We start from the raw sequence: 23,844 nt of genomic DNA, 5'->3' as shown, positions 1-23,844 counted from the left end.
CCTTTCAGGAGTGATCGCGTGAAGATCATTATTCTCGGTGCAGGGCAGGTGGGCGGCACGCTCGCCGAAAATCTCGCCAGCGAAGCCAACGACATCACCGTGGTCGACACCGATGCCGATCGTCTGCGCGATCTTGGCGACCGCCTGGACATTCGCACCGTGGTCGGCCGCGGCTCGTTTCCCACCGTGCTGCGCCAGGCGGGTGCGGACGATGCCGACATGCTGGTGGCGGTGACCAACAGCGACGAAACCAACATGGTCGCCTGTCAGGTGGCCTACACCCTGTTCCACACCCCGACGAAGATTGCGCGGGTACGCGAGTCGGCGTACCTGACCCGCTCAGGTCTGTTCAGCAACGAGGCGATTCCGGTCGACGTGCTGATCAGCCCGGAGCAGGTGGTGACCAACTACATCAAGCGTCTGATCGAGCATCCCGGCTCGCTGCAGGTGATCGACTTTGCCGAAGGCAAGGCGCAATTGGTGGCGGTGCGCGCTTACTACGGCGGACCGCTGGTAGGCCAGGAATTGCGCCAACTACGCAAGCACATGCCCAATGTCGACACCCGCGTGGCGGCGATCTTCCGCCGCAACCAAGCGATCATGCCGCAGGGCGATACGGTGATCGAGGCCGACGACGAGGTGTTCTTCATCGCCGCCCGTGGGCATATTCGCGCCGTGATGAGCGAGATGCGCCGCCTCGATGATTCCTATCGGCGGATCGTCATTGCCGGCGGCGGGCATATCGGCGAGCGACTGGCCGAAGCCATCGAAAGTCGCTACCAGGTGAAGATCATCGAGATGAACCCGGCGCGCTGCCGCTACCTTTCGGACACCCTCGACAGCACCATCATTCTTCAGGGCAGCGCCTCGGATCGCGATCTACTGGTGGAAGAGAACATCAATGACGCCGATGTCTTCCTCGCGCTGACCAACGACGACGAAGCCAACATCATGTCGTCGTTGCTGGCCAAGCGTCTCGGCGCGCGCAAGGTGATGTGCATCATCAACAATCCAGCCTATGTCGATCTGGTCCAGGGCGGCGAGATCGACATCGCCATCAGCCCGCAGTTGGCCACCATCGGCACCTTGCTGACCCACGTGCGTCGCGGCGATATCGTCAGCGCCCACTCGCTGCGTCGAGGCGCGGCGGAGGCCATCGAAGTGATCGCCCACGGCGATTCGCGCTCGAGCAAGGTGGTCGGCCGCGCCATCGGCAAGATCGGTCTGCCGCCAGGCACCAGCATCGGCGCGGTGATTCGCGACGAGGAGGTGCTGATCGCCCACGACAACACCGTCATCGAATCCGGCGATCATGTGATCCTGTTCCTCGTCGACAAGAAGCATATCCGCGATGTAGAACGGCTGTTCCAGGCCGGCCTGACCTTCTTCTGAATTCAGAGCACCTCGGCAGCCACCGCGTCCACCGCACTTTTGGCGATCTCGACGACCTGATCCGCTTCCGCCTGGGTCAATACCAGGGGCGGGGCGAAGCCGAGGATGTCGCCCTGCGGCATGGCGCGGGCAATCATACCGCGCTCCAGGCAAGCGGCCGAGACCCGCGGGCCGACCTTCAGTGCCGCATCGAACGGCGTACGGCCCTTGCGGTCAGCCACGAACTCGAGCGCCGCGAGCATGCCGATGCCGCGCACCTCGCCGACCAGTGGATGGCGCTCGAAGGTCTGGCGCAGCTGAGCATTGAGATAGGCACCCACTTCAGCGGCATTGCCGGGAATGTTCTCCTTTTCCAGGATGTCCAGATTCGCCAGCGCCGCGGCGGCACAGATCGGGTGCCCAGAGTAGGTCCAGCCGTGCCCCATGGCGCCGTCACGGGTCGAGGCTTCGTCTATCGCATCCCATACTTTTTCGCCGACGATCACCGCCGATAACGGTGCGTAGGCACTGGTCAGGCCTTTGGCCGTGGTGATCAGGTCCGGCTTCATGCCGAACAGCTGGCTGCCCATTGGCGTACCCAGACGGCCGAAGGCACAGACCACCTCGTCGGCGATCAAGAGGATGTCGTATTTCGCCAGCACCGCCTGGATCGCCTCCCAGTAACCCTTGGGTGGGACGATGATGCCGCCAGTGCCCATCACCGGTTCGCCGATGAAGGCAGCGACCGTGTCAGGCCCTTCGCGCTCGATCAGTTGCTCCAGGTCATCTACGCAATGGCGCACGAAGGCCGCTTCGTCCATGCCGGCCGGGGCTTTGTAGAAGTGCGGGCAGGCGGCGTGCTTGATGTCCGCGTGTGGCAGATCGAAGTGCTGATGGAAACTGGCCAGGCCGGTCAGGCTGCCGGTCATGATTCCCGAGCCGTGATAGCCGCGCTGACGGGAGATGATCTTTTTCTTCTGCGGGCGGCCGAGCACGTTGTTGTAATAGCGCACCAGCTTGATCTGGGTCTCGTTGGCATCCGAGCCGGAGAGGCCGTAATAGACCTTCTTCATACCCTCGGGCGCCCAGTCGATGATGCGCCGCGACAGTTCGATGATGGCCTCGGTCGAGTGGCCGACGTAGGTGTGGTAGTAGGCCAGTTCCTTGGCTTGCTGGTAGATGGCCTCGGCCACCTCGGTGCGGCCATAACCGATGTTCACGCAGTACAGCCCGGCGAAAGCGTCGATCAGCTCGCGGCCTTCGTGGTCACGGATACGGATGCCCGAGGCGCCGGTAACAATGCGCCCTTGGAGCGCCCCGCTGGCATGGTCGTGGGCATGGGTGGACGGGTGCATGAAGTGGGCACGATCCTGGGCGAAGAGGGTGTCGTAGTCATGGCTCATGGGCTTCTCCTTTTGCGGTGATGGATGGGGCTCGGATTCCGCTTCCCTCATCCTGACCCACCCTTAAGGGCGGAAATGGCTCGGCTTGTCTGGCAGGCTGTTTTCGGTCCGCCAGTTTGGTGTTGGCTCTTCGGCTAGTGGCCAGGTTCTGTGGGAGGCGCGACCCGCGGCGAGCGGCGCCAACCCGGAGTCCGAAAAGCTTCGGCCCGGGGTCGGGCCTCCCACGAAAAAAGCAATGCATGGCGCCCCCCTTGTGGGAGGCGCGACCTCGCGCCGAATGGCGCCAACCCGGCGCCCGAAAAGCTTCGGCCCGGGGCCGGGCCTCCCACGAAAAAAACAATGCACGGCGCACCTTTGTGGGAGGCGCAACCTCGCGCCGAATGGCGCCAACTCAGAGTCCGAAAAGCTTCGCCCCCGATGCCGGGAGCTCCCGCGCAAGCGACCCGAGCATTGCGCCAACTCAGTGCCACAGCTTCGCCCGACCCACCAGGCCATCAGTAACGCTGACCTTGATGGTGGATGCAGACGTACTTGGTCTCGACGAAGGGCTCGAAGCCCTCGCTGCCGCCCTCACGGCCGAGGCCGGAGGCTTTCATGCCACCGAACGGGATCGGGTGGCCGGTGAATTTGGTGCCGTTGACCGCGACCATCGCGTGATCAAGCCGACGGATGAGTGGGTGAACGAGGTCCAGCCGATTCGAGCAGATGTAGGCCGCCAGCCCGTATTCAGTGTCGTTGGCCATGCCGACCGCCTCATCCAGGCTGTCGAACGGCAACACACCGGCGATCGGAGCGAAATTTTCTTCGCGGTAGATCCGCATGTCGGTGGTGACATCAGCCAGCAGCGTCGGCTGCCAGAACCAGCCGCCGAGCGCGTGGGGCTCGCCGCCGGCCAGCAACCGAGCGCCTTTGTCGAGCGCGTCGGCGACCCGCGCGGCGGTGGCGTCGAAGGCCGCCTGGTGCATCAACGGGCCGATCTGACTGCGCTCATCCGCGCCAGGGCCAACGCGCAACTCACGCACGGCGCGGGCAAAGCGCATCAGGAACGCTTCATAAACGGGTCGCTGGACGAGGATGCGGTTGGCTGCGCAACAGTCCTGACCGGATGTTTGGAACTTGGCGTCCAGCGCCACCTGCACGGCGTGCTCGAGATCGGCATCTTCGCAGACGATCAGGGGCGCATTACCGCCCAGTTCCAGAGCCACTTTTTTCACCCCGGGGGCGGCAGCCTCCAGTATCAAGCGACCGACCCGGGTCGAGCCGGTGAAGCTCACTGAACGCACACGCGGGTCCCGTACCAGGGTTTCCATGACCGTTTGCGGTTCGCCCAGTACCACATTGAACACGCCAGCCGGCAGGCCCGCCTCTTCGGCGAGCTGAGCCAGGGCGAAGGCCGAGTAGGGCGTTTCATGCGCTGGCTTGACCACCACCGTACAGCCGGCCGCGAGCGCCGCAGCGGCCTTGCGGGTGATCATCGCGCTGGGGAAATTCCATGGCGTGAGCAGGGCGCAGACGCCGACCGGCTCCCTCAGAGTGCTCAACTCGGCATCGACGATATGGCTCGGGATGGTCCGCCCATAGAGCCGCCGGGCTTCCTCGGCGAACCAGGGAATGAAACTGGCGGCGTAGCGAATCTCGCCTCGCGCCTCGGCCAGCGGCTTGCCTTGTTCCTCGCAGAGGATCGCCGCCAGGTCCTCCTGGTGTTGCAGGATCAGCGCGGCCCAGCGCTGCATAAGGGCCGCCCGCTCATCCAGGCTTCGCAGGCGCCAGGACGCAAAGGCCCGTTCGGCGGCATCCACCGCGGCGACGATCTGCTCGCACTCAAGCATCGGTACATGACCGATCTCGGCCTGGCTGGCCGGGTTGTGCACGGCGATGCTGGCGCCGCTGGGGTTGTGCACCCATTGCCCGTCCACGTAGCAAAGCGATTTCAGCAGCAGGGGGTGTTTGAGCGACATGGCAGTGTCTCCGGGCCGATGGGCATGGGAGACATGCTAGGGAAGGGCGGCTTGGGAGTTTTTCTGTAGCGGCTCGATTGGCGGGTGGATTTTTCTGTTTGGCGATGGGCAAACAAGAAAAGCCTGGAGGCTGGAGGCCTGCGGTGGAAAAGGCTTCGCCGTTTTCCACCCTACGGGTAGGAGCCAAAGCGCTTTTTGCGCTTTGGCCGAGGCGGCCGTTTATGCGGTAGCGGTCTTCTGCTGCGGCAGCATGCGCACGATGGCATTGAGCAACACGCCGTAAAGCGGCACGAACAGCGCCAGGCTGACGGCCAGCTTGATCACATAGTCGACGCTGGCGATCTCTACCCAGTTGGCCGCCATGAACGGATCGTCGCTGTGCCAGAAGGCAATGGAGAAGAACACAAAGGTGTCCAGCAGATTGCCGAATATGGTCGAGGCACTGGGCGCTACCCACCACTGGCGCAGTCCCCGCAGCCGGTCGAATACCTGAATGTCGAGAATCTGACCGAAGACGTAGGCGAGAAAGCTGGCAATGGCGATGCGGAACACGAACAGGTTGAACTCGCCGAGCGCCGCGAAACCACTGAACGCCCCCTGGTGGAACAACACCGAGACCACGTAGGACGCCACCAGCGCCGGGACCATGACCCGCGCTATCACCTGCCGCGCCGGGCCCTTGCCGAGCAGGCGCACGGTCAAGTCGGTGGCCAGGAAGATGAACGGGAAGCTGAACGCGCCCCAGGTGGTATGCCAGCCGAACAGGGTGATCGGCAACTGCACCAGGTAGTTACTGGCGATGATGATGAGGATGTGGAAGGCGATCAGACCGGCGAGGGTGACCCGGCGGACCGACGAAGGGATCTGCAGCATGGTATGTCCTTTTTGAACGTGATGGGGTGAGGGAACCCATTTGCCGAGCCAACAGGGCCGAGGCGGCGCGCATTCTAGGGGCAAACCGACCCTGCGGTACAGACGCGCTGGTCAGAACGCCTCGCTGTTCGGCGCCGAGCGCTCATCATCGAGCCCTGCCGGCGGGCCTCCTTCGTCGCGCTTTACGCTCTTGGTAACGATATAGGTGTAGTAGCGCTCGATGCCCAGATCCTCCAGCAGTAACTGGTCGATGAAGCGCTGGTAGTGGTCGACATCGCGGGCGCGGATCATCGCGATGTAGTCGATACCGCCGCCGGTGGCGTAGCAGAAGGCGACCTCCGGAGCCTCGGCCAGGCGCTGCTCGAAGCGACGCATGTCCTGTGCGGTGTGCCGCGCCAGGCTGATCTCCACCAGCACCTGCTGCGTCCGGAACAGTGCGCCCCAGTCGATCAGCGCACGATAGCCGCGCACCAACCCGGCGGCCTCGAGTTTGCGTACCCGCTCCCAGGCCGGGGTCACCGACAGGTTGATGGCCTCGGCCAGCGCCGACTTGGTGATGCGGCCATCCCCGGACAGGATGCGCAGGATCTTCAGGTCATAGCGGTCGAGCTTGTGCATGAACTCTCCTTCTCGATGCCCTGGCCGTTAGCGCTGCAGTTGACGTTCGCCCTCCGGCAAAAAGGCGAATGAGGATGGCCGCCACAGCGGCGGGCGAAGGGCCGCTGCACAGCGCCCTCACCCTACCACCTCGGCGATCACCGCCAACGTATCGCCGCTTTGCACTCGTCCCGGAAAGTGTCGGGCGCTGATCAGGCCGCTGCGCCGTGCTCGGTACTCCACCGGCGCGGCACCGGTACGGCGCACATCGTGCACCCGCGCCACCAGCTCGCCTTGCTGCACGGTTTCGCCCAGATCCTTACACAGCTCGAGCAGCCCGTCGCTCTCGCTGCACAGGTAGCAATCGCCGTCCGGCATATCCAGCATCACCGACTCGGCCGGCTCGAACTCGCCGTCGAGCAGTTCGAAATGGATCAACAGGTTTCGCACGCCACGTTCGGCGATGGCCAGACTCCAGGCGCTGATGGAGCCGCCACCGCCGAGCTCGGTGGTGACGAAAACCTTGCCCTGCGCCTCGGCCGCGGTGTCGTACATGCCCAGCGCATCCTGCTCCAGCATGCGCATGCAGTAGGGCGCCGCGAAAGCGCGCATGCCGGCCTCGCAGCGCGCCTGCTGGGCCTTGTCCGGCAGCACGTGACAGGCGGCGAAGGGCAGGAAGTCGAGGGTTTTACCACCGGAATGGATATCCAGCACGAGATCCGCCAGCGGTAGCAGGCTGCGCTGGAAGTAATCAGCGATCTTCTGCGTCACGCTGCCATCCGGGCGGCCGGGAAAACTGCGGTTCAGATTGCCCTGGTCAATCGGCGAGGTACGAGTACCGGCCCATACCGCTGGCGCATTCATGAACGGCACGATGATCACCCGCCCTTGCACGCGCGCCGGGTCGAGGCTTGCGGCCAGCTTGCTTAGCGCCAGCGGGCCTTCGTACTCGTCGCCGTGGTTGCCACCGGTGAACAGCGCGGTGGGCCCCACGCCGTTCTTCACCACACTGATCGGGATCATCACCGCGCCCCAGGCCGAGTCGTCGCGCGAGTAGGGCAGGCGCAGATAGCCGTGCTGCACGCCGTCACGCTCGAAGTCGACGGTGGGGCTGATGGGATTGCGCAGCAGCGTTTCGCTCATGGCTCAGTCCTTGACGTAAAGCTTGCGGGGCAAGTCGCAGAAGGTTTCCATCCCGGTCTCGGTGATCAGGATGCTCTCGGTGATTTCCAACCCCCAATCGTCCATCCACAACCCGGGAATGAAATGGAAGGTCATGCCCGGCTCGAGCACGCTTTCATCGCTCGGGCGCAAGCTCATGGTCCGCTCGCCCCAATCCGGCGGGTAACTGATACCGATGGGGTAGCCGCAGCGGCTGTCCTTCTGGATGTCGAACTTGTCGAGCACCTTGAGGAAGGCGCGGGCGATATCGCCGGTGGTATTGCCCGGACGCGCCACTGCGAGGCCCGCGGAGATACCCTCGACCACCGCCTGTTCGGCCTCGAGAATGTGCGCCGGCGGTTTGCCCAGGTAGATGGTGCGCGACAGCGGGCAGTGGTAGCGCTTGTAGCAGCCGGCTATCTCGAAGAAGGTGCCGGCGCCCAGTCGGAACGGGTTGTCGTTCCAGGTCAGATGTGGCGCACTGGCGTCGGCTCCGGTCGGCAGCAAGGGCACGATTGCCGGATAGTCACCACCGTGGCCCTCGACCCCGAGGATGCCGGCGCGGTAGATATCGGCGACCAGCTCGTTCTTGCGCAGCCCCGGTTCGATACGCTCATAAATCGTCTCGTGCATGCGCTGGACGATCCGCGCGGCGACGCGCATGTACTCGATCTCCTGCGGCGATTTGACCGCTCGTCGCCAGTTGACCAGGGCGGTGGCGTCGAAGAATTGCGTGTGCGGCAGGTGCTGCTGCAGCGAGCGAAAGGCGGCCGCACTGAAGTAGTAGTTGTCCATCTCCACGCCGATGGCCAGTCGGTCCCAACCGCGCGCGGCGATCACGTCGCGCGAAAGATAGTCCATCGGATGACGTACGCTGGACTGCACGTAGTGATCCGGATAGCCGACGATATCGTCATCACCCATGAACACCGTGCGGCGTGCGCCGTTGGCGTCCTGGTCGCGACCGAACCACAGCGGGTCGCCTTCGAGCGCCAGCAACACGCATTGGTGCACGTAGAACGACCAGCCGTCGTAGCCGGTCAGCCAGGCCATGTTCGACGGGTCGGTGATGATCAGCAGCTCGATACCGCGGGCGGCCATGGCCTGGCGAACCCGCATGATGCGCACCGCATATTCCTCCCGGCTGAACGGGAGATTGACGACGATTTCGGACATCTTCTTTGCCCTCGTGGATGGACCGCGCTTGCTCTGCAGGGGCGAGCTGGCTCGCGAGCCGCAGCGTGCGGCCCGAGCGCGAGTAGGCTCGCGTCTGAAGATCAGGGGTTGAAGATGAATCCCCTTCCAGCCGCACGCGCCCGGTCGAAGGCGAAGCTGGCGATGGCGGTGTCCTGTGCGCCGGTGCCGGTCAGGTCGCAGAGGGTGACCTGGCCGACCGAGGTGCGCCCGGGGTGCTGCCTGGCGATCACCTGGCCGAGTTCGGCGAAATCAGACTCGTCGTCCACCACACCTGCTGCCAGCGCGTGGTGCAATTCACCGAGCCCCCGGGTCTGGCTCAGACGGTCGGCGACATAGAGATCGCAGGCGGCGAGGGCGGCGGCGGCGATCTCGTTCTTGTGCTCGGCGTCCGAGCCCATGGCGGTGATGTGCAGGCCCGGCTGCAGATGATGCGCCTGGATCAGTGGCGTGCGGCTGGGCGTGGTGGTGATGGCAATGTCAACGCCGTCCATGGCGGCGTCGACATTATCCGCGACCCGCGCCTCGACGCCCTCCAGCTCGCCGGCGAACACCGCCGCCTTCGCCGGATCGCGCGCCCAGATGCGCACTTCGCGAACGTCGCGCACCAGCCGCAAGGCCGCCAGCTGCAAACGCGCCTGTTCGCCGGCACCGAGAATGGCGACGCGGCTCGAATCCGCCCGGCTCAACCATTTCGCGGCTATTGCGCCGGCCGCGGCCGTGCGTACCGCCGTGAGGAAGCCGTTATCCAGCAACAGAGCGTCGAGCAGGCCGGTACGCGCCGAGAACAGCATCATCAGCCCGTTCAGGCTCGGCAAGCCGAGCGCCGGATTGTCGAAGAAGCCGGGGCTGACCTTGATGGCAAAACGCGGCAGACCGGGCAGGTACGCGGTCTTCACGTCGACCTCGCCGTTATGCTCGGGAATGTCCAGGCGCAGGATCGGCGGCATCGCCACCGCCGCGGTGGCGAGCAGACGGAACGCTTGTTCGACCGCGTCGAGGCTGGCCAAATCGAGTGCCAGGCAGGCGCGGAGATCGGTTTCGCTGAGCAGGACGGTCTCGGCCATGTTGATCTCCATCGGAGTACACCGGACGCACCGGTAGCAGGGTTGAGGGGCTTGGATTGTTTATTCGTTGCTGCCGTTGAGCACGCGTAAGTGCTGTCCGGTATCCACGTTACGGCCGCTGATGACAATGACCACCGATCCGCGCGGCTTGATCGAATGCTCGAGCAGAGCGGCGATGCCGACGGCCGCGGCGCCTTCGATCACCAGCCGTTCCTCGTGGTAGGCATGACGGATGCCAGCGGCAATGGCCGGCTCGTCGAGCAAATGGATTTGGTCGGCCAGCTCGCGAACGAGGCCGAAGGTGTAGCGATTGTTCAGGCCGATGCCGCCGCCGAGTGAATCGGCCAGGCTGGGGCGCTCTTCGACCTCGACCGGATGGCCAGCCTCGAGGCTGGCGTGCATCGCCGCGCCACGGCGCATGCTGATGCCATGAACGCGGATCTCCGGTCGCTGACGCTTGATGCCCAGGGCGACACCGGCAAACAATCCACCGCCGGACAGCGGCACCAGCACTTCAGCGACTTCGGGGCACTGCTCGAGGATTTCCAAGCCGAGCGTGCCCTGGCCGGCAATGACGTGTGGATGGTCGAAAGGCGGGATGAAGGCAGCGCCCTGCTCACGGGCGATGCGTTCGGCCTCGACCTGGGCGTCGTCCTGGCTGTGACCGACAATGACCACTTCGGCGCCCAGCTCGCGGATCGCCTGCACCTTGTTTTGCGGCACCAGTTGCGACAGGCAAACGATCGCTCTGACCTCCTGCTGCGCCGCCGCGAAGGCGAGCGCCCGACCATGGTTGCCGGTGGAGGCGGTGACCACGCCGAGGCGCTTCTGCGTTTCCGACAACTGCGCGACCGCATGACTTGCGCCACGGAGCTTGAAGCTTCCGGTCGCCTGCTGCGATTCCAGCTTCAACCACACCGGTACGCCGGCCAGCCGGCTGAGCGACGCCGAACGCTCCAGAGGTGTTTCCCGGACGAGGCCGCAAATGAGCTCGCGTGCGTCGAAGAGGTGGTCGAGAAGAATCGGCTGCATGGCGAACATTCCGATGGTGAATGCGGCCGAGTGTAGGAGCGCTGATTTCACCAGCCCAATGTACTAGGACTCTTTTTTTTTCGCCCCTCATATTGTGCCGATCTAAGCCCTGATGCGCCCTGATCTCGGGCTCTAAAGCCTGCGAGCGCGACCCGTTGGTGCACGGTGGGCTCGCTTTCAACGCGCGCCGCGAAATTCGTGAATCTCCGGGAACTGCTCGAAGACTTCGCGGATGCTGCACAATCCCTCACGCAGCCGTTCTTCGTCGCATTCGGCGCCTACGCAAAGACGCATCGCCCGGGGCCGTCGGGTACCGGGCGGCAGAAAGGGGTCAGGCAGAGTCAGGGCAATCTCGCGGCGGCGCAGTTCATGCTGCAGCGCATCCAGCTCCCAATGTTCAGGCACATTGAGCCAGGCGCTGAGGGAGGCCGGATGGCTGCCGCGCAGGTAATCGCCCAACTCGGCGGTCACCGCGGCCTGACGGGAGGCGATCAGCTCACGCTGCAAACGCACCAGTTCGTTGGCCTGACCACGCTCGATCCAGCGTGTGGCGATCTCGCCCAGCAGTGGCGCGGCCATCCAGCTGTTCACCCGCAGGATGCTCTCGGTGCGCAGGGCCAATCGCCGAGGCATGGCCAGGTAACCGATGCGCAGGCCGGTGAGCACCGACTTGGTCAGGCTGGTGCAGTAGAACGACAACTCAGGCAGGTAATGGCTGATCGGCAAGGCGTCGCGGTGCTCGCCGAGCAGCGGGCCGTAAACGTCGTCCTCGATCACATAGACGCCGTAGCGGCGGGCGATCTCGGCAATTTCGCGGCGACGCACGTCCGGCATTATGGTGCTGGTGGGGTTGTTCAGGTTCGGCGTGCAGACCAGCGCGGTGACTCGCTCGTTGCCGCACAGGTCTTCGAAATGCTCCGGATCGAGACCATGGCGGTCGGTCTCGACACCTTGCAGGGTGAAGCCGAGCACCTGGGCGGTACCGATTACGCCGTGATCGGTACAGTTTTCGCAAAGAACCAGATCGTCCGGTCCAGCCAGTGAGGCGAGGGCGAGAAAGATGGCGTGGGAGGTTCCATTGGTCAGCAACAGATCCTGCAACTCTACCTTCAAGCCCAGCCCAGCGAGCCATTGCACGCCGACTTCGCGGTGATGCTCGAAGCCAGCGATCGGCCGACAGGCGTGAATCCAGGGTTGCTCGTGCTCGGCCGCCAGCTCCTCGCAGGTCTGCCGCCACAGGCGGTCATGGGCCTCGGTGCGAACGATGCGCGCCGTGGAGAAGTCCAGCAGCGAATTCTCGCCGCGGTCGAGCATGGAGCTGGCGACGCGTTCGCTGATGCGCCGACTGACGAAGCTGCCGCGCCCGACCTCACAGCGCACCCAGCCCTGACGCTCCAACTCTTTGTAGGCATTGGTCACCGTTTGCACGCTGATATCCAGCTGCTCGGCGAGCAAGCGCTGCGGCGGCAGGCGCTGGCCGTCGTGCAGGTTACCCTGCTCGATGTCGGTTGCGATGGCGGTAACCAGCAGCTTGTATTTCGACGCGCCGCTACGGGCAGCGAGCAAGGCCTGTTTCCAGTTGCGCATGACGATCCACCTTCAGTCGAGCCGACAGGATCGACGCAAGCGCAGTGTCATGCAATTGTCCTAGTGCAATCCCATGAAGAAAACGGCTTTTGCTATGCTCGGTCGGCGAAACGCGGCGCACGCCTCTACGAAAAAGAAGTCCAAAGCCGCGCTGAGGCAGGGAATGCCCTGTCCTGATGCTCTTGAAACTGCCCTCCTAATAGCAGGCCTGCCTGCGTCCCATAAAAAGCACAGGAGAATTCATGATGAATCGCGCACATCCATTCCGTTTCGGCAAAGTTCTGCTGACCTCCGCTGTACTGGCCGGTCTATCCCTTGCTGGCTTGGCCCAGGCCGACACCCTTGATGAAATCAAGGAAAAAAACAGCGTTCGCATCGGCTATGCCAACGAAACCCCCTTCGCCTACACCGCCACTGACGGCAGCGTCACTGGCGAATCGCCGGAAATCGTAAAAAAGGTCTTCCAGCGGATGGGCATCGAAACCGTCAATCCTGTGCTCACCGAATGGGGCTCGCTGATTCCCGGCCTGCGTGCCGGACGCTTCGACCTGATCGCCGCCGGCATGTACATCACACCCGAGCGTTGCAAGCAGGTGATTTTCACCGACCCGCAATATCAGTTGCCCGACACCCTGCTGGTCAAAGCGGGTAACCCGAAGAACCTGCATAGTTACGAGGACATCGCCAAGAGCGGGGCCAAGCTGGCGATCATGTCCGGGACGGTGAACCTGGCCTACGCCCGCGACGGCGGTATCAGCGATGACCACATCCTCCAGGTACCCGATACCACCGCACAACTTCAGGCGGTGCGCAGCGGTCGCGCCGATGCCGCGGTGGGCACTCAGCTGACCATGAAAGGTCTGGCCGAGAAGGGTGGCGACTCGCTCGAAGCGGTCAGTGAATTCAAGGACGATCCGTCACACACCGGCTACGGTGCGCTGGCGTTCCGCCCCGAGGACACCGCACTGCGCGACGCCGTGAATGCCGAATTGAAGAAGTGGCTCGGCAGCGAAGACCATCTGAAGACCGTCGAACCGTTCGGCTTCGATGAGTCCAACGTCACCGACAAGACCGCCGCGCAGCTCTGCGCCCAGTGATCCACGAGCGGAGCGCCGCGCCCTAATCGGTGCGGTGCCATCCGTTCGTGTGGTTTCGTTCCTGCACAGAGGTATCGAACCTATGGGCGAACTTCTCCCCCTCATGTTTCAGGGCGCCTGGGTGACATTGCAGATCACCTTCTGGGCCTCGCTACTGGCGATTGTATGCGCCGTATTCGGTGCGCTGGGGCGCCTGTCACCGTTCGCTCCGCTGCGCTGGTTCTCGATTGCCTATATCGAGGTGTTCCGCGGCACTTCCCTGCTGGTCCAGCTGTTCTGGTTGTATTTCGTGCTGCCGATGCCACCGTTCCACGTGGAACTATCGGCTTTTACAGTCGCCGTATTCGGTCTTGGCCTGCATATCGGGGCCTACGGCGCGGAAGTCATGCGCGGCACCATCCGCTCGGTGGCACGCGGGCAATATGAAGCCTGCGTGGCGTTAAACATGTCTCCACTCAAACGCTTTACCCGGATTATCCTGCCGCAGGCGCTGCTGGCTGCTATCCCTCCTGGCACCAACCTGCTGATCGAGCTGTTGAAAAACACTTCGCTGGTCTCGCTGATCACCATTTCCGATCTGGCGTTCCGTTCGCGCCAGCTGGATCAGGCGACCTTCATGACACTTGAAATCTTCGGCATGGCGCTGGTGATGTACTTCGTCATGGCCCAGGCGATCAACCTCGGCATGCGCCTGATTGAACGGCGCCTCAGCCGCGGTAGGATCAAAGGAGGCCTGGCATGAACTTCTTTGATTGGCAGTTCGCCTGGGAGATCCTGCCTCAGCTGCTCCAGGCTTCGCTGAAGACGATTGGCATCACCATCAGCGGCTTCGCCATTGCAGTGGTACTCGGCCTGTTACTAGCCGTAGCCCGCCGCAGCAAGCGAGTCTGGTTGTCCTGGCCGGCTACCGGCCTGATCGAATTCATCCGCAGCACGCCGTTGCTGATCCAGGCCTACTTCCTGTTTTACGTCTTTCCCAATTACGGCATCAACCTCAGCGCACTACAGGCCGGCATCGTCGCCATTGCTGTGCACTATGCTTGCTATACGGCAGAGGTCTACCGGGCCGGGCTCGATGCCGTGCCTCGGGCCCAATGGGAGGCGGTAACTGCGCTGAATATGAAGCCGACGACCGCCTACCGCGATGTCATCCTGCCCCAAGCACTGCGCCCGATACTGCCAGCACTGGGCAACTATCTGGTGGCGATGTTGAAAGACACCCCGGTGCTTTCGGCGATCACCGTGGTCGAAATCATGCAGCAGGCCAAGAACATCGGCTCAGAGAGCTTTCGCTACCTGGAACCGATCACCATGGTCGGCCTGTTCTTCCTGATCCTAAGCCTGGCCCTGGCCTGGTGCGTCCGCCGCCTCGAAAACCGCTTGGAGCTTGCCCGATGAACACTTCACCGCATTTCGACGCCAATCCGAACACCTCCTTCAATGGCAACCCTGAGATGGCCGAGCCACTGGTGCGCTTCGACCAGGTGACCAAGCGCTACGGCGACCTCACCGTACTCGACCATCTCGATCTGGAGGTCGCCAACGGCGAGAAGGTCGCCATCATCGGCCCCAGCGGCTCGGGTAAATCGACCCTGCTGCGGGCGCTGATGACCCTGGAGACGATCGATGATGGCGTCATCGAAGTCGACGGTGAGCCATTGACCCATATGCCGGCATCCGATGGTCATTTGGTGCCGGCCAGTGGCCGTTACCAACGCCATGTGCGCGGCAAGGTGGGCATGGTATTCCAGAGCTTCAACCTGTTTCCGCACATGAACGCTCGGCAGAACGTGATGGAAGCACCGGTACAAGTCCTCGGGCTATCGAAAAACGAAGCCCGTGAACGCGCGGATGAATTGCTGGCCATGGTGGGACTGGAGGACAAGCTCGAGCATTACCCGGCGCAGCTGTCAGGCGGCCAGCAGCAGCGTGTCGCCATTGCCCGCGCCATGGCCATGCGGCCACGGGTGATGCTGTTCGACGAGGTGACCTCGGCGCTGGATCCGGAGCTCTGCGGAGAGGTGCTCAATGTCATTCGGCGGCTGGGGGACGAGCACAACCTGACCATGTTGATGGTCACCCATCAGATGGGCTTCGCCCGGGAGTTCGCCGACCGGGTATGCTTCTTCAACGAGGGCCGCATTCACGAACAGGGCACGCCGGACGAGCTGTTCGGCAATCCGCGGGAACTGCGCACTCAGGAATTTCTTAGCGCGGTCACCCAGGCAAGCTAGCTTTCGGCGACGGTGGGCCGGCCCGCGCCTTTGCACCGGTACTGCCGCCCCGCGGCCAAGAGGAAGCCATGCTCGAATCGCTGGAAAAGATGCTCGCCAAAGGTATGGATAATTCCATGCTGCGCTTTGGCCTCGGCAAGGGTTATCTGGACGCCGGTGACGCGGCTCGGGCCGCTGACCATCTGCAGCGCTGCGTCGAGCAGGATCCCAAATATTCGGCTGCCTGGAAGCTGCTCGGCAAAGCGCTACAGGCCGACGGCAACCTCAATGGAGCCCGTCATGCCTGGAAGCAAGGCCTGATCGCCGCGCAAGCGCACGGTGACAAGCAGGCCGAGAAGGAAATGACGGTATTCCTGCGCAAACTGAACAAGCAGGCCGGGGCCTAGCGTCGCTGGCGAGACCCGCCGTGCGGCAGCATCACCTCGTTCAGGTGTCCTGAATGAAGCGCAAGCCGACCCCCTCGGCATCGACGCGCATCACTTCCATCTGCAGAACAGGCGCCGGGATAGGCAGATCCTGCACCTGACCAGTGACGACCATCCCGAGCCGCAACTCAGTCAGCTGCGGATGTTTGACGTAGACACCGCCATCCGATAAATCGCGGGTATGCGCAAACACCTCGCCAAAGGATTCATGGGCGATGCGTATTCGACATTTCATGGGTGAGCGCGGGTGCTGTCGCTGGTTTGACATCTGACGTTCCCTTGTTCGTTAGCTGGTGGTCAGTACCAGCGGCGTTCGCCTGCCGGGCGTTTCTTGAAACGTTTCATGGTCCACATGTATTGGCTCGGCCAGGTGCGCACGTAGCGCTCGATGACGCCGCTCATGGCAGCGACCGCGACCTCGACGTTCTCGTCGTACATCGCCGGCGGCGCCGCTTCGAGAATCACCTTGTAGCCTGAACCATCCTCCAGGCGCAACGCATGGAGAAATACCCCGGTGGCCTTGCCACCCGTGAGCATACCGGGCACGAACTTGCTGGTCAGCGCCTGCGTGCCGAGAAAGGGCACGAATACACCGGCACCTTCACTGGGTTCCGGATCGGCCGGAATGCCGACGGCGCCCCCCCTGCGGACTTCCTTGATGACGCTGATGATGCCCTCGCGAGTCGAAGGCGCAACCTTGTTACCCAGCTGGACCCGTTGGCGCTGCAAAAGGTCATCCACAGCCTTAAGCTTCGGCGGACGGTAGAAAATGATCGGCTTGCACTGCGCGCAATAGAAGTGATTGAGCACTTCCCAATTACCCAGATGGCTGGTGATACCCACGACCCCCTTACCGGATGCCAAAGCATTTTCCAGCACCTCCAGTCCTTCGACCTGCCTGACCAGACGCAACGTCTTTTCCGCTGGCCAGATCCAGGCACAGGCACTTTCGGTGAAGGTTCTGCCGATCTGCTGCAGACCGTGCCGCAACAGCCGTTCCTGTTCGGCGGCGTCAAGCTCGGGAAAGCACTTGCTCAGGTTGGTTCGGGCAACCTCACGAGAACGGTTGGGCAACTTCCACATCAACCAGCCGATGAAGCCGCCCAGACCCTGTACCGCACGCCAGGGCAGCAGCGCGAACAGGCGCAGGAAGCCGACCACCAGCGCACCTTTGAACTTGTCCAAGGATCTCTCCCGAAAAATCAAAGCCGCTAGTGTAACTGCTTCGGGCGCTGCGCTACTCGTCCGCCCGCCTGGCCGCTACGTACGGGTCGATGTATCGGTCAGCAGCGCGTAGCGATCACAGTTGGTGGTGTGGTCCATGACCATGCCGCAGGCCTGCATGTAGGCGTAGCAGATCGTCGGGCCCACGAAGCTGAAGCCGGCCTTCTTCAATGCGCGACTCATCGCCTCGGCTTCGGCTGTCACCGCCGGTACCTGCTTGATCGACTCGAAATGGTTGACCTTCGGCCGCCCACCGACGAACGACCACAACCAGCCGACCGGATCCTCCAGCTCAAGCCACAGCTGGGCGTTGCGCCGTGCCGCTTCGAGTTTTCGTCGGTTGCGAATGATGCCGGGGTCGAGCATGCGCTCATCGATTTCAGCATCCGTCATCTGTGCCAGGCGCTGGGGGTCGAAACCGAACAGGACCTGGCGATAGCGCTCGCGCTTGCGCAGGACCGTGATCCATGACAGCCCGGCCTGAAAGGCCTCAAGAATGAGAAATTCGAACAGGACCTGGGGGTCGCGGGTCGGAACACCCCACTCACTGTCGTGATATTGGATATACAGCGGATCATCGCTACACCAGGCGCAACGCGGCATTTTTCTAGTCCTTCGAAGGGCGACGAGCAGAGGGGGTTGTTTACCAACGCCTGCCAGAAGGCACGCGCTACAACGGGCCGGAGCCGTTATCGGGTATACTCCGAGGCTTTCTGTCGAAGCCAGCACAGGTGAAATTTTGACCCAGCCTACGCCTGCCGTGCGCACCTTCCAAGACCTGATCCTCGCCCTGCAAAGCTATTGGGCAGAGCAGGGTTGCATCGTTCTGCAACCCTATGACATGGAAGTGGGCGCCGGTACATTCCACACCGCCACGTTCTTGCGTGCCGTGGGTCCAGAGACCTGGAACGCAGCCTATGTCCAGCCTTCGCGCCGTCCGGCCGATGGCCGTTACGGTGAAAACCCCAACCGCCTGCAGCACTATTACCAGTTTCAGGTAGTGCTCAAACCGAATCCCGACAATATCCAGGAGCTGTACCTCGGATCCCTGCGCCACATCGGCGTAGATACGTTGGTGCACGACGTACGCTTCGTTGAGGACAACTGGGAATCGCCGACATTGGGCGCGTGGGGGCTCGGCTGGGAAGTCTGGCTGAACGGCATGGAAGTCACCCAGTTCACCTACTTCCAGCAGGTCGGCGGGATCGAGTGCTACCCGGTCACCGGCGAGATCACCTATGGCCTGGAGCGTCTGGCCATGTACCTGCAGGGCGTCGACTCGGTCTACGACCTGATCTGGACAGACGGCCCGTTCGGTACCGTCACTTACGGCGACGTGTTCCACCAGAACGAAGTGGAGCAGTCCACCTATAACTTCGAACACGCCAACGTAGACAAGCTGTTCGAGCTCTTCGATTTCTACGAGTCGGAGGCTAACCGGCTGATCGAACTGGAGCTACCGTTACCCACCTATGAAATGGTGTTGAAGGCCTCGCATACCTTCAATCTGCTGGATGCGCGGCGCGCCATCTCGGTGACGGCGCGTCAGCAGTACATCCTGCGCGTACGGGCGCTGGCGCGGGCAGTAGCGCAGAGCTACCTGCAGGCACGTGCCAAACTCGGCTTCCCCATGGCCACCCCCGACCTGCGTGACGAAGTACTGGCCAAGCTGGAGGCTGCAGAATGAGTGCACTGGATTTCCTGGTCGAGCTCGGCACCGAAGAGTTGCCACCCAAGGCCTTGGGCAAGCTGTCTGACGCCTTCCGCTCAGGCATCGAAAAAGGCTTGAAAGACGCCGGCCTCTCGCATGGGCGGGTACAGGCATTCGCTGCGCCACGACGTCTCGCCGTGCTGATCGAGCAGCTCGAAAGCGAGCAGCCGGATCGCAGCATCAACCTCGACGGGCCACCGTTGCAGGCCGCTTTCGACGCCGAAGGCGAGCCCACTCAGGCCGCGTTGGGTTTTGCCCGTAAATGCGGCGTCGACCTCGCTGAGATCGATCGCAGCGGTCCGAAACTCAGATACAGCCGCTCGATACCCGGCCAGGCGACTGCTGAGCTGTTGCCCGGTATCGTCGAAACCTCGTTGAGCGAGCTGCCGATTCCCAAACGCATGCGCTGGGCCGCACGCAAGGAAGAGTTCGTCCGGCCGACCCAGTGGCTGGTGATGCTGTTGGGTGACCAGGTCATAGACTGCACGATCCTCACCCAACGCGCCGGTCGCGAATCCCGGGGCCATCGTTTCCATAGCCCCGGCCCGGTGCGCATTTCCAAGCCGACAAGCTATCTGGAAGATCTGCGCGGCGCCCGGGTAATCGCCGATTTCACCGAACGCCGTGAGCTGATCGCCAAGCGTGTCGAGCAACTGGCTGGCGAGCAGAACGGCAGCGCCATCGTGCCGCCGGCGCTGCTGGACGAAGTCACCGCACTGGTCGAATGGCCGGTGCCGCTGGTGTGCTCGTTCGAGGAGCGCTTCCTTGAAGTTCCGCAGGAAGCGCTGATCACTACCATGCAGGACAACCAGAAGTACTTCTGCCTGCTAGATGCCAATGGCAAGTTGCTGCCGCGTTTCATCACCGTGGCCAACATCGAATCCAGAGACCCGGCGCAGATCGTCGCGGGTAACGAGAAGGTCGTCCGTCCACGTCTGACCGATGCGGAGTTCTTCTTCAAACAGGACAAGAAGCAGCCGCTGGACAGCTTCAACGAACGGTTGAAGAACGTAATCTTCCAGGCGCAACTGGGCACGGTGTACGACAAGGCGGTGCGGGTTTCAAGGCTCGCCGCCTTTATCGCCGAGCGCACGGAGGGCAACGCGCAATGGGCGGCCCGTGCCGGACTGCTCAGCAAGTGTGACCTCGCAACCGAAATGGTCGGTGAGTTTCCGGAAATGCAAGGCATCGCCGGTTATTACTATGCCCTCAATGGCGGCGAGCCCAACGATGTGGCCCTGGCGTTGAACGAGCAATACATGCCGCGCGGTGCGGGTGCCGAGCTGCCTTCTACCCATACCGGCGCGGTACTGGCAGTCGCCGACAAGCTGGACACCCTGGTCGGCATTTTCGGCATCGGCATGCTCCCCACCGGCAGCAAGGACCCTTACGCGCTTCGTCGCGCGGCGCTGGGTATCTTGCGCATCCTGATCGAAAAACAGCTTGATCTCGATCTGGTGGAGGCGGTGCGCTTTTCCATCGGCCAGTTCGGCAATCAAGTCAAGACCGCTGGGCTGTCCGATCAGGTCTTGGAGTTTGTCTTCGATCGCCTGCGGGCACGCTACGAGGACGAAGGCGTCGATGTCGCCTCGTACCTGTCGGTACGCGCCGTGCAGCCCGGATCGGCGTTGGATTTCGATCAGCGAGTGCAGGCGGTACAGGCGTTCCGCAATCTACCGGAAGCCGAAGCCCTGGCGGCGGCAAACAAGCGTGTGTCGAATTTGCTGAGCAAGTTCGAAGCGAAACTGCCGGAAACCGTCGAGCCTCGCTATTTCGACAATGCCACCGAGTTTTCACTGTACTCGGCGCTGCAGCAGGCCGAGCAGGCCGTGCTGCCATTGGCCACCGCGCGTCAGTATCGGGAAATGCTCGAACGGCTGGCGCACCTGCGCGGACCGGTGGACGCGTTTTTCGAAGCGGTACTGGTCAATGCCGAAGACGCTTCGGTGCGAGCCAACCGCTATGCCTTGCTAGCCAGGTTGAGGGGGTTGTTCCTTGGCGTTGCCGATATTTCCACACTTGGCTAAGCCGGTGAAACTGATCGTTCTCGACCGCGACGGCGTCATTAACGAAGACTCCGATGCGTACGTCAAAACTCTGGACGAATGGATCCCCATTCCGGGTTCACTGGAAGCCATAGCACGATTATGCAAAGCCGGCTGGACGGTGGCGGTCGCCACCAACCAGTCCGGCCTGGCTCGCGGCATGTTCGACGCCTCCACACTCAGCGACATGCATTTCAAAATGCAGCAGCTGGCAATGGAGCAGGGCGGACACATTGACCTGATCGTGCATTGCCCCCATGGCCCGGATGACGGCTGCGATTGTCGTAAGCCGTTACCTGGGTTATTCCAGACAATCGCCGAGCATTTTCATTTGGAAGATCTCAAGGGTGTGCCGGTCGTTGGTGACAGCCATCGGGACCTTCATGCAGGAATGTGCCTCGGGGGCGTGCCTTATCTCGTGCGCACCGGTAAAGGCGTCAAAACCCTGGAAGGAACACTGCCACCGGGAACGCAGGTGTTCGATGATCTTGCGGCAGTGGCCGATCATTTACTGAGAACCAAACGATGAGCGTTTTGCTGCCTGTACGCATCGCGCTGTTCTACTTCTTATTGGCGTTCACCGCCTTCGCCTGGTGTCTGGTCAGCCTGGTCTTCGCGCCGTTCATGTCGTTCCGTACGCGCTACCGATTCGTGGTGCAGACTTGGTGTCGCAGCGCCGTCTGGTTGGCTAAGACCGTTATTGGCTTACGTTACGAAGTGAGCGGTCAAGAAAACATTCCAGACAGGCCCTGCGTGATCCTCTCCAAGCACCAGAGTACTTGGGAAACCTTCTTTCTCTCGGCGTATTTCGAACCGCTGAGCCAGGTACTCAAACGTGAACTGCTCTATGTGCCGTTCTTCGGCTGGGCGATCATGCTGCTCAAACCCATCGCCATCGACCGCGACAACCCCAAGGCGGCGTTGCGCCAGGTCGCCAAGCAGGGCCAGGAGCGGCTGGAGCAGGGCGCCTGGGTGCTGATATTCCCTGAGGGCACTCGCGTTCCGGTTGGCCAGGCGGCCAAGTTCTCTCGCAGCGGAGCGGCGTTGGCGGTCAACGCCAAGCTGCCAGTGCTGCCGATCGCACATAATGCCGGGACCTTCTGGCCGAAGTCGGGCTGGGGCAAGCGGCCTGGGACCATTCGGGTGGTCATCGGTCCGGCGATGCAGGCCGAAAGCGAAGGACCGCGCGCGGTCGCCCAGCTCAATCAGCGCGCCGAGGACTGGGTCAACCAACAGGTCATGGAACTTGAAAGCAGCGCCTGAGCCAGGACGGGAAGCAAAAAAAGGGGAAGCAGACGGACGTCTGCTTCCCCTTTTTCGTTAGCGCTGTGCTCAGTCGTCGACGGAGCTGCGGATCAGGTGGTCGAAGGCACTCAGCGAGGCCTTGGCGCCTTCGCCGACGGCGATGACGATCTGCTTGTACGGCACGGTGGTGACGTCGCCGGCGGCAAAGATGCCCGGCAAGGAGGTCTCGCCACGCGCATCGACGATGATCTCGCCACGTGAAGTCAGCTCCACGGTGCCTTTCAGCCAGTCGGAGTTGGGCAACAGGCCGATCTGTACGAAGATGCCTTCCAGCTCCAGCTCATGAAACTCGCTGGAGTTGCGGTCCTTGTAGATCAACCCGTTGACCTTCTGGCCGTCGCCGGTGACTTCGCTGGTCAGCGCGCTGGTGATCACGCTGACGTTCGGCAGGCTGTAGAGCTTCTTCTGCAGCACGGCATCGGCGCGCAGTTGGCTGTCGAACTCGAGCAGGGTCACCTGAGCGACGATGCCGGCCAGGTCGATGGCCGCTTCGACACCCGAGTTGCCGCCACCGATCACCGCCACGCGCTTGCCCTTGAACAGCGGGCCGTCGCAGTGCGGACAGTAGGCGACACCGCGCCCACGGTATTCCTGTTCACCGGGCACGTTCATCTCGCGCCACCGCGCACCGGTGGCCAGGATCAGGGTCTTGGCCTTCAGCGAGCCGCCATTCTCCAGTTTGATCTCATGCAGGCCGCCTTGGTTCGAGGCCGGGATCAGCTGGGCTGCGCGCTGCAGGTTCATGATGTCGACGTCGTATTCGCGCACATGGTTTTCCAGCGCACGGGCCAGTTTCGGGCCTTCGGTCTCGTTCACCGAGATGAAGTTCTCGATGGCCATGGTATCGAGCACCTGACCACCGAAACGCTCGGCCGCGACACCGGTACGGATGCCCTTGCGCGCGGCATATATGGCCGCTGCGGCACCGGCTGGTCCACCACCAACGACGAGTACGTCAAACGGTTCCTTGGCGCTGAGCTTCTCGGCATCACGCGCCGAAGCGCCGGTGTCGAGCTTGGCGAGGATTTCTTCCTCACCCATGCGCCCCTGGCCGAACAGCTCACCGTTGAGATAGATGCTCGGCACGGACATGACCTGGCGCACCGTGACCTCTTCCTGGAACAGTGCACCATCAATGGCGACATGATGGATGTTGGGGTTGAGCACCGCCATCAGGTTCAGCGCCTGGACCACGTCCGGGCAGTTCTGGCAGGACAGCGAGAAGTAGGTTTCGAAACGGTACTCGCCGTCGAGGTTCTTGATCTGTTCGATGATCTCCGGCGCAGTCTTGGACGGATGACCGCCGACTTGCAGCAGGGCGAGGACCAAGGAGGTGAATTCATGTCCCATCGGGATGCCAGCGAAGCGCAGGCTGATATTGCCGCCGATACGGTTGAGCGCGAACGAGGGGCGACGCACGTCATCGCCGTCAGTACGCAGGGTGATCTTGTCGCTCAGGCTGGTGATCTCTTCCAGCAGCTCGAGCATTTCCTGGGACTTCTCGCCGTCACCGAGGGACGCGACGATCTCGAACGGCTGGGTGACCTTTTCCAGATAGGT

Annotated in this window: 23 protein-coding genes; 10 read left to right on the top strand and 13 right to left on the bottom strand. The window is 62.7% G+C overall.

Translation table 11 applies throughout. The annotated features are described in order from the left end of the window. Nucleotides 1–18: 18 nt before the first annotated feature. Entirely contained in the window at nt 19–1,392 is a 1,374-nt protein-coding gene (gene trkA / locus UF78_RS00115; protein ID WP_045159979.1) for a Trk system potassium transporter TrkA, read from the top strand. Nucleotides 1,393–1,394: 2 nt separating this feature from the next. Here trkA and UF78_RS00110 read toward each other — a convergent pair whose 3' ends face one another. The 9 genes from UF78_RS00110 to UF78_RS00070 all read right to left on the bottom strand — a co-directional run bounded on the left by UF78_RS00110 (nt 1,395) and on the right by UF78_RS00070 (nt 12,243). Next, nucleotides 1,395–2,774 (bottom strand): aspartate aminotransferase family protein, encoded by a 1,380-nt coding sequence (locus UF78_RS00110; protein ID WP_045159978.1) that lies wholly within the window; start codon nt 2,772–2,774, stop codon nt 1,395–1,397. Nucleotides 2,775–3,268: 494 nt separating this feature from the next. Beyond that, nucleotides 3,269–4,732 carry an NAD-dependent succinate-semialdehyde dehydrogenase gene (locus tag UF78_RS00105; protein ID WP_045159977.1) on the bottom strand — a complete coding sequence of 488 codons (1,464 nt, stop codon included), beginning with the start codon at nt 4,730–4,732 and terminating at the stop codon, nt 3,269–3,271. Nucleotides 4,733–4,951: 219 nt separating this feature from the next. Next, nucleotides 4,952–5,605 carry a 7-cyano-7-deazaguanine/7-aminomethyl-7-deazaguanine transporter gene (locus UF78_RS00100; RefSeq protein ID WP_045159976.1) on the bottom strand — a complete coding sequence of 218 codons (654 nt, stop codon included), beginning with the start codon at nt 5,603–5,605 and terminating at the stop codon, nt 4,952–4,954. A gap of 111 nt (nt 5,606–5,716) precedes the next feature. Continuing rightward, nucleotides 5,717–6,223 carry an Lrp/AsnC family transcriptional regulator gene (locus UF78_RS00095; RefSeq protein ID WP_045159975.1) on the bottom strand — a complete coding sequence of 169 codons (507 nt, stop codon included), beginning with the start codon at nt 6,221–6,223 and terminating at the stop codon, nt 5,717–5,719. Between the two features lie 117 nt (nt 6,224–6,340). Beyond that, on the bottom strand, nt 6,341–7,345 hold the full coding sequence (gene doeB / locus UF78_RS00090) for a N(2)-acetyl-L-2,4-diaminobutanoate deacetylase DoeB (RefSeq protein ID WP_045159974.1): 1,005 nt from the start codon (nt 7,343–7,345) through the stop codon (nt 6,341–6,343). 3 nt (nt 7,346–7,348) lie between these two features. Next, the gene (gene doeA / locus UF78_RS00085; RefSeq protein ID WP_045159973.1) at nt 7,349–8,539 is read right to left on the bottom strand and encodes an ectoine hydrolase DoeA; all 1,191 of its coding nucleotides are present in this window, start codon (nt 8,537–8,539) and stop codon (nt 7,349–7,351) included. 101 nt (nt 8,540–8,640) lie between these two features. Next, entirely contained in the window at nt 8,641–9,624 is a 984-nt protein-coding gene (locus UF78_RS00080; RefSeq protein WP_045159971.1) for a cyclodeaminase, read from the bottom strand. Between the two features lie 60 nt (nt 9,625–9,684). Further along, complete coding sequence (gene eutB / locus UF78_RS00075; RefSeq protein WP_045159970.1) at nt 9,685–10,656, bottom strand: hydroxyectoine utilization dehydratase EutB; 972 nt, start codon at nt 10,654–10,656, stop codon at nt 9,685–9,687. Between the two features lie 177 nt (nt 10,657–10,833). Beyond that, nucleotides 10,834–12,243 carry a PLP-dependent aminotransferase family protein gene (locus UF78_RS00070; RefSeq protein WP_045159969.1) on the bottom strand — a complete coding sequence of 470 codons (1,410 nt, stop codon included), beginning with the start codon at nt 12,241–12,243 and terminating at the stop codon, nt 10,834–10,836. 245 nt (nt 12,244–12,488) lie between these two features. Between UF78_RS00070 and ehuB the strand changes: the two genes are divergently transcribed. From ehuB to UF78_RS00045, 5 genes are all read left to right on the top strand, one after another. Then, nucleotides 12,489–13,340: an ectoine/hydroxyectoine ABC transporter substrate-binding protein EhuB gene (ehuB, locus tag UF78_RS00065; RefSeq protein WP_045160035.1), complete on the top strand. Its 852-nt coding sequence runs from the start codon at nt 12,489–12,491 to the stop codon at nt 13,338–13,340. An 82-nt stretch (nt 13,341–13,422) separates the two neighbouring features. Continuing rightward, the gene (ehuC, locus tag UF78_RS00060; RefSeq protein WP_045159968.1) at nt 13,423–14,082 is read left to right on the top strand and encodes an ectoine/hydroxyectoine ABC transporter permease subunit EhuC; all 660 of its coding nucleotides are present in this window, start codon (nt 13,423–13,425) and stop codon (nt 14,080–14,082) included. After that, a complete protein-coding gene (ehuD, locus tag UF78_RS00055; protein ID WP_045159967.1) occupies nt 14,079–14,738 on the top strand; it encodes an ectoine/hydroxyectoine ABC transporter permease subunit EhuD in 660 nt (219 codons plus the stop codon). Before ehuC ends, ehuD begins: the two co-directional genes overlap by 4 nt. A 56-nt stretch (nt 14,739–14,794) precedes the next feature. Continuing rightward, complete coding sequence (gene ehuA, locus UF78_RS00050; RefSeq protein ID WP_045160034.1) at nt 14,795–15,574, top strand: ectoine/hydroxyectoine ABC transporter ATP-binding protein EhuA; 780 nt, start codon at nt 14,795–14,797, stop codon at nt 15,572–15,574. A 68-nt stretch (nt 15,575–15,642) separates the two neighbouring features. Beyond that, nucleotides 15,643–15,960, top strand: a complete 318-nt coding sequence (locus tag UF78_RS00045; RefSeq protein WP_045159966.1) for a tetratricopeptide repeat protein — start codon at nt 15,643–15,645, stop codon at nt 15,958–15,960. A 40-nt stretch (nt 15,961–16,000) separates the two neighbouring features. On the opposite strand, the gene UF78_RS00040 is transcribed toward UF78_RS00045, so the two are convergent. The 3 genes from UF78_RS00040 to UF78_RS00030 all read right to left on the bottom strand — a co-directional run bounded on the left by UF78_RS00040 (nt 16,001) and on the right by UF78_RS00030 (nt 17,826). Then, on the bottom strand, nt 16,001–16,267 hold the full coding sequence (locus UF78_RS00040) for a PilZ domain-containing protein (protein ID WP_045159965.1): 267 nt from the start codon (nt 16,265–16,267) through the stop codon (nt 16,001–16,003). 29 nt (nt 16,268–16,296) lie between these two features. Continuing rightward, nucleotides 16,297–17,184 carry a lysophospholipid acyltransferase gene (locus UF78_RS00035; RefSeq protein WP_045159964.1) on the bottom strand — a complete coding sequence of 296 codons (888 nt, stop codon included), beginning with the start codon at nt 17,182–17,184 and terminating at the stop codon, nt 16,297–16,299. Between the two features lie 75 nt (nt 17,185–17,259). Continuing rightward, entirely contained in the window at nt 17,260–17,826 is a 567-nt protein-coding gene (locus UF78_RS00030; protein ID WP_045159963.1) for a DNA-3-methyladenine glycosylase I, read from the bottom strand. 136 nt (nt 17,827–17,962) lie between these two features. On the opposite strand from UF78_RS00030, the gene glyQ reads away from it, so the two are divergent. Genes glyQ through UF78_RS00010 form a run of 4 tightly spaced genes read left to right on the top strand, consistent with a single transcriptional unit; the run spans nt 17,963 to nt 22,242 of the window. Further along, a complete protein-coding gene (gene glyQ / locus UF78_RS00025; RefSeq protein ID WP_045159962.1) occupies nt 17,963–18,910 on the top strand; it encodes a glycine--tRNA ligase subunit alpha in 948 nt (315 codons plus the stop codon). Further along, nucleotides 18,907–20,961 carry a glycine--tRNA ligase subunit beta gene (gene glyS / locus UF78_RS00020; RefSeq protein ID WP_045159961.1) on the top strand — a complete coding sequence of 685 codons (2,055 nt, stop codon included), beginning with the start codon at nt 18,907–18,909 and terminating at the stop codon, nt 20,959–20,961. The genes glyQ and glyS overlap by 4 nt, the downstream gene beginning before the upstream one ends. 4 nt (nt 20,962–20,965) lie before the next feature. Then, nucleotides 20,966–21,508 carry a D-glycero-beta-D-manno-heptose 1,7-bisphosphate 7-phosphatase gene (gene gmhB / locus UF78_RS00015; RefSeq protein WP_045159960.1) on the top strand — a complete coding sequence of 181 codons (543 nt, stop codon included), beginning with the start codon at nt 20,966–20,968 and terminating at the stop codon, nt 21,506–21,508. Then, a complete protein-coding gene (locus tag UF78_RS00010; protein ID WP_045159958.1) occupies nt 21,505–22,242 on the top strand; it encodes a lysophospholipid acyltransferase family protein in 738 nt (245 codons plus the stop codon). Before gmhB ends, UF78_RS00010 begins: the two co-directional genes overlap by 4 nt. Nucleotides 22,243–22,311: 69 nt before the next feature. On the opposite strand, the gene ahpF is transcribed toward UF78_RS00010, so the two are convergent. Next, nucleotides 22,312–23,844 (bottom strand): alkyl hydroperoxide reductase subunit F (ahpF, locus tag UF78_RS00005; protein WP_080890648.1); only part of this gene is annotated, 1,533 nt, incomplete at its 5' end.

Origin of the sequence: Stutzerimonas stutzeri, from assembly GCF_000952685.1 — a bacterium.
GTDB lineage: Bacteria > Pseudomonadota > Gammaproteobacteria > Pseudomonadales > Pseudomonadaceae > Stutzerimonas > Stutzerimonas stutzeri_E.
Note: the sequence above shows the minus strand (reverse complement) of the source record. Positions and strands in the feature narration are given on the sequence as shown.

What these genes read in the sequence shown, in the direction of transcription:
- UF78_RS00110 (WP_045159978.1), bottom strand. Translation starts at nt 2,774, where the DNA reads ATGAGCCATGACTACGACACCCTCTTCGCCCAGGATCGTGCCCACTTC.
- UF78_RS00105 (WP_045159977.1), bottom strand. Translation starts at nt 4,732, where the DNA reads ATGTCGCTCAAACACCCCCTGCTGCTGAAATCGCTTTGCTACGTGGAC.
- UF78_RS00100 (WP_045159976.1), bottom strand. Translation starts at nt 5,605, where the DNA reads ATGCTGCAGATCCCTTCGTCGGTCCGCCGGGTCACCCTCGCCGGTCTG.
- UF78_RS00095 (WP_045159975.1), bottom strand. Translation starts at nt 6,223, where the DNA reads ATGCACAAGCTCGACCGCTATGACCTGAAGATCCTGCGCATCCTGTCC.
- doeB (WP_045159974.1), bottom strand. Translation starts at nt 7,345, where the DNA reads ATGAGCGAAACGCTGCTGCGCAATCCCATCAGCCCCACCGTCGACTTC.
- doeA (WP_045159973.1), bottom strand. Translation starts at nt 8,539, where the DNA reads ATGTCCGAAATCGTCGTCAATCTCCCGTTCAGCCGGGAGGAATATGCG.
- UF78_RS00080 (WP_045159971.1), bottom strand. Translation starts at nt 9,624, where the DNA reads ATGGCCGAGACCGTCCTGCTCAGCGAAACCGATCTCCGCGCCTGCCTG.
- eutB (WP_045159970.1), bottom strand. Translation starts at nt 10,656, where the DNA reads ATGCAGCCGATTCTTCTCGACCACCTCTTCGACGCACGCGAGCTCATT.
- UF78_RS00070 (WP_045159969.1), bottom strand. Translation starts at nt 12,243, where the DNA reads ATGCGCAACTGGAAACAGGCCTTGCTCGCTGCCCGTAGCGGCGCGTCG.
- ehuB (WP_045160035.1), top strand. Translation starts at nt 12,489, where the DNA reads ATGAATCGCGCACATCCATTCCGTTTCGGCAAAGTTCTGCTGACCTCC.
- ehuC (WP_045159968.1), top strand. Translation starts at nt 13,423, where the DNA reads ATGGGCGAACTTCTCCCCCTCATGTTTCAGGGCGCCTGGGTGACATTG.
- ehuD (WP_045159967.1), top strand. Translation starts at nt 14,079, where the DNA reads ATGAACTTCTTTGATTGGCAGTTCGCCTGGGAGATCCTGCCTCAGCTG.
- ehuA (WP_045160034.1), top strand. Translation starts at nt 14,795, where the DNA reads ATGGCCGAGCCACTGGTGCGCTTCGACCAGGTGACCAAGCGCTACGGC.
- UF78_RS00045 (WP_045159966.1), top strand. Translation starts at nt 15,643, where the DNA reads ATGCTCGAATCGCTGGAAAAGATGCTCGCCAAAGGTATGGATAATTCC.
- UF78_RS00040 (WP_045159965.1), bottom strand. Translation starts at nt 16,267, where the DNA reads ATGTCAAACCAGCGACAGCACCCGCGCTCACCCATGAAATGTCGAATA.
- UF78_RS00030 (WP_045159963.1), bottom strand. Translation starts at nt 17,826, where the DNA reads ATGCCGCGTTGCGCCTGGTGTAGCGATGATCCGCTGTATATCCAATAT.
- glyS (WP_045159961.1), top strand. Translation starts at nt 18,907, where the DNA reads ATGAGTGCACTGGATTTCCTGGTCGAGCTCGGCACCGAAGAGTTGCCA.
- UF78_RS00010 (WP_045159958.1), top strand. Translation starts at nt 21,505, where the DNA reads ATGAGCGTTTTGCTGCCTGTACGCATCGCGCTGTTCTACTTCTTATTG.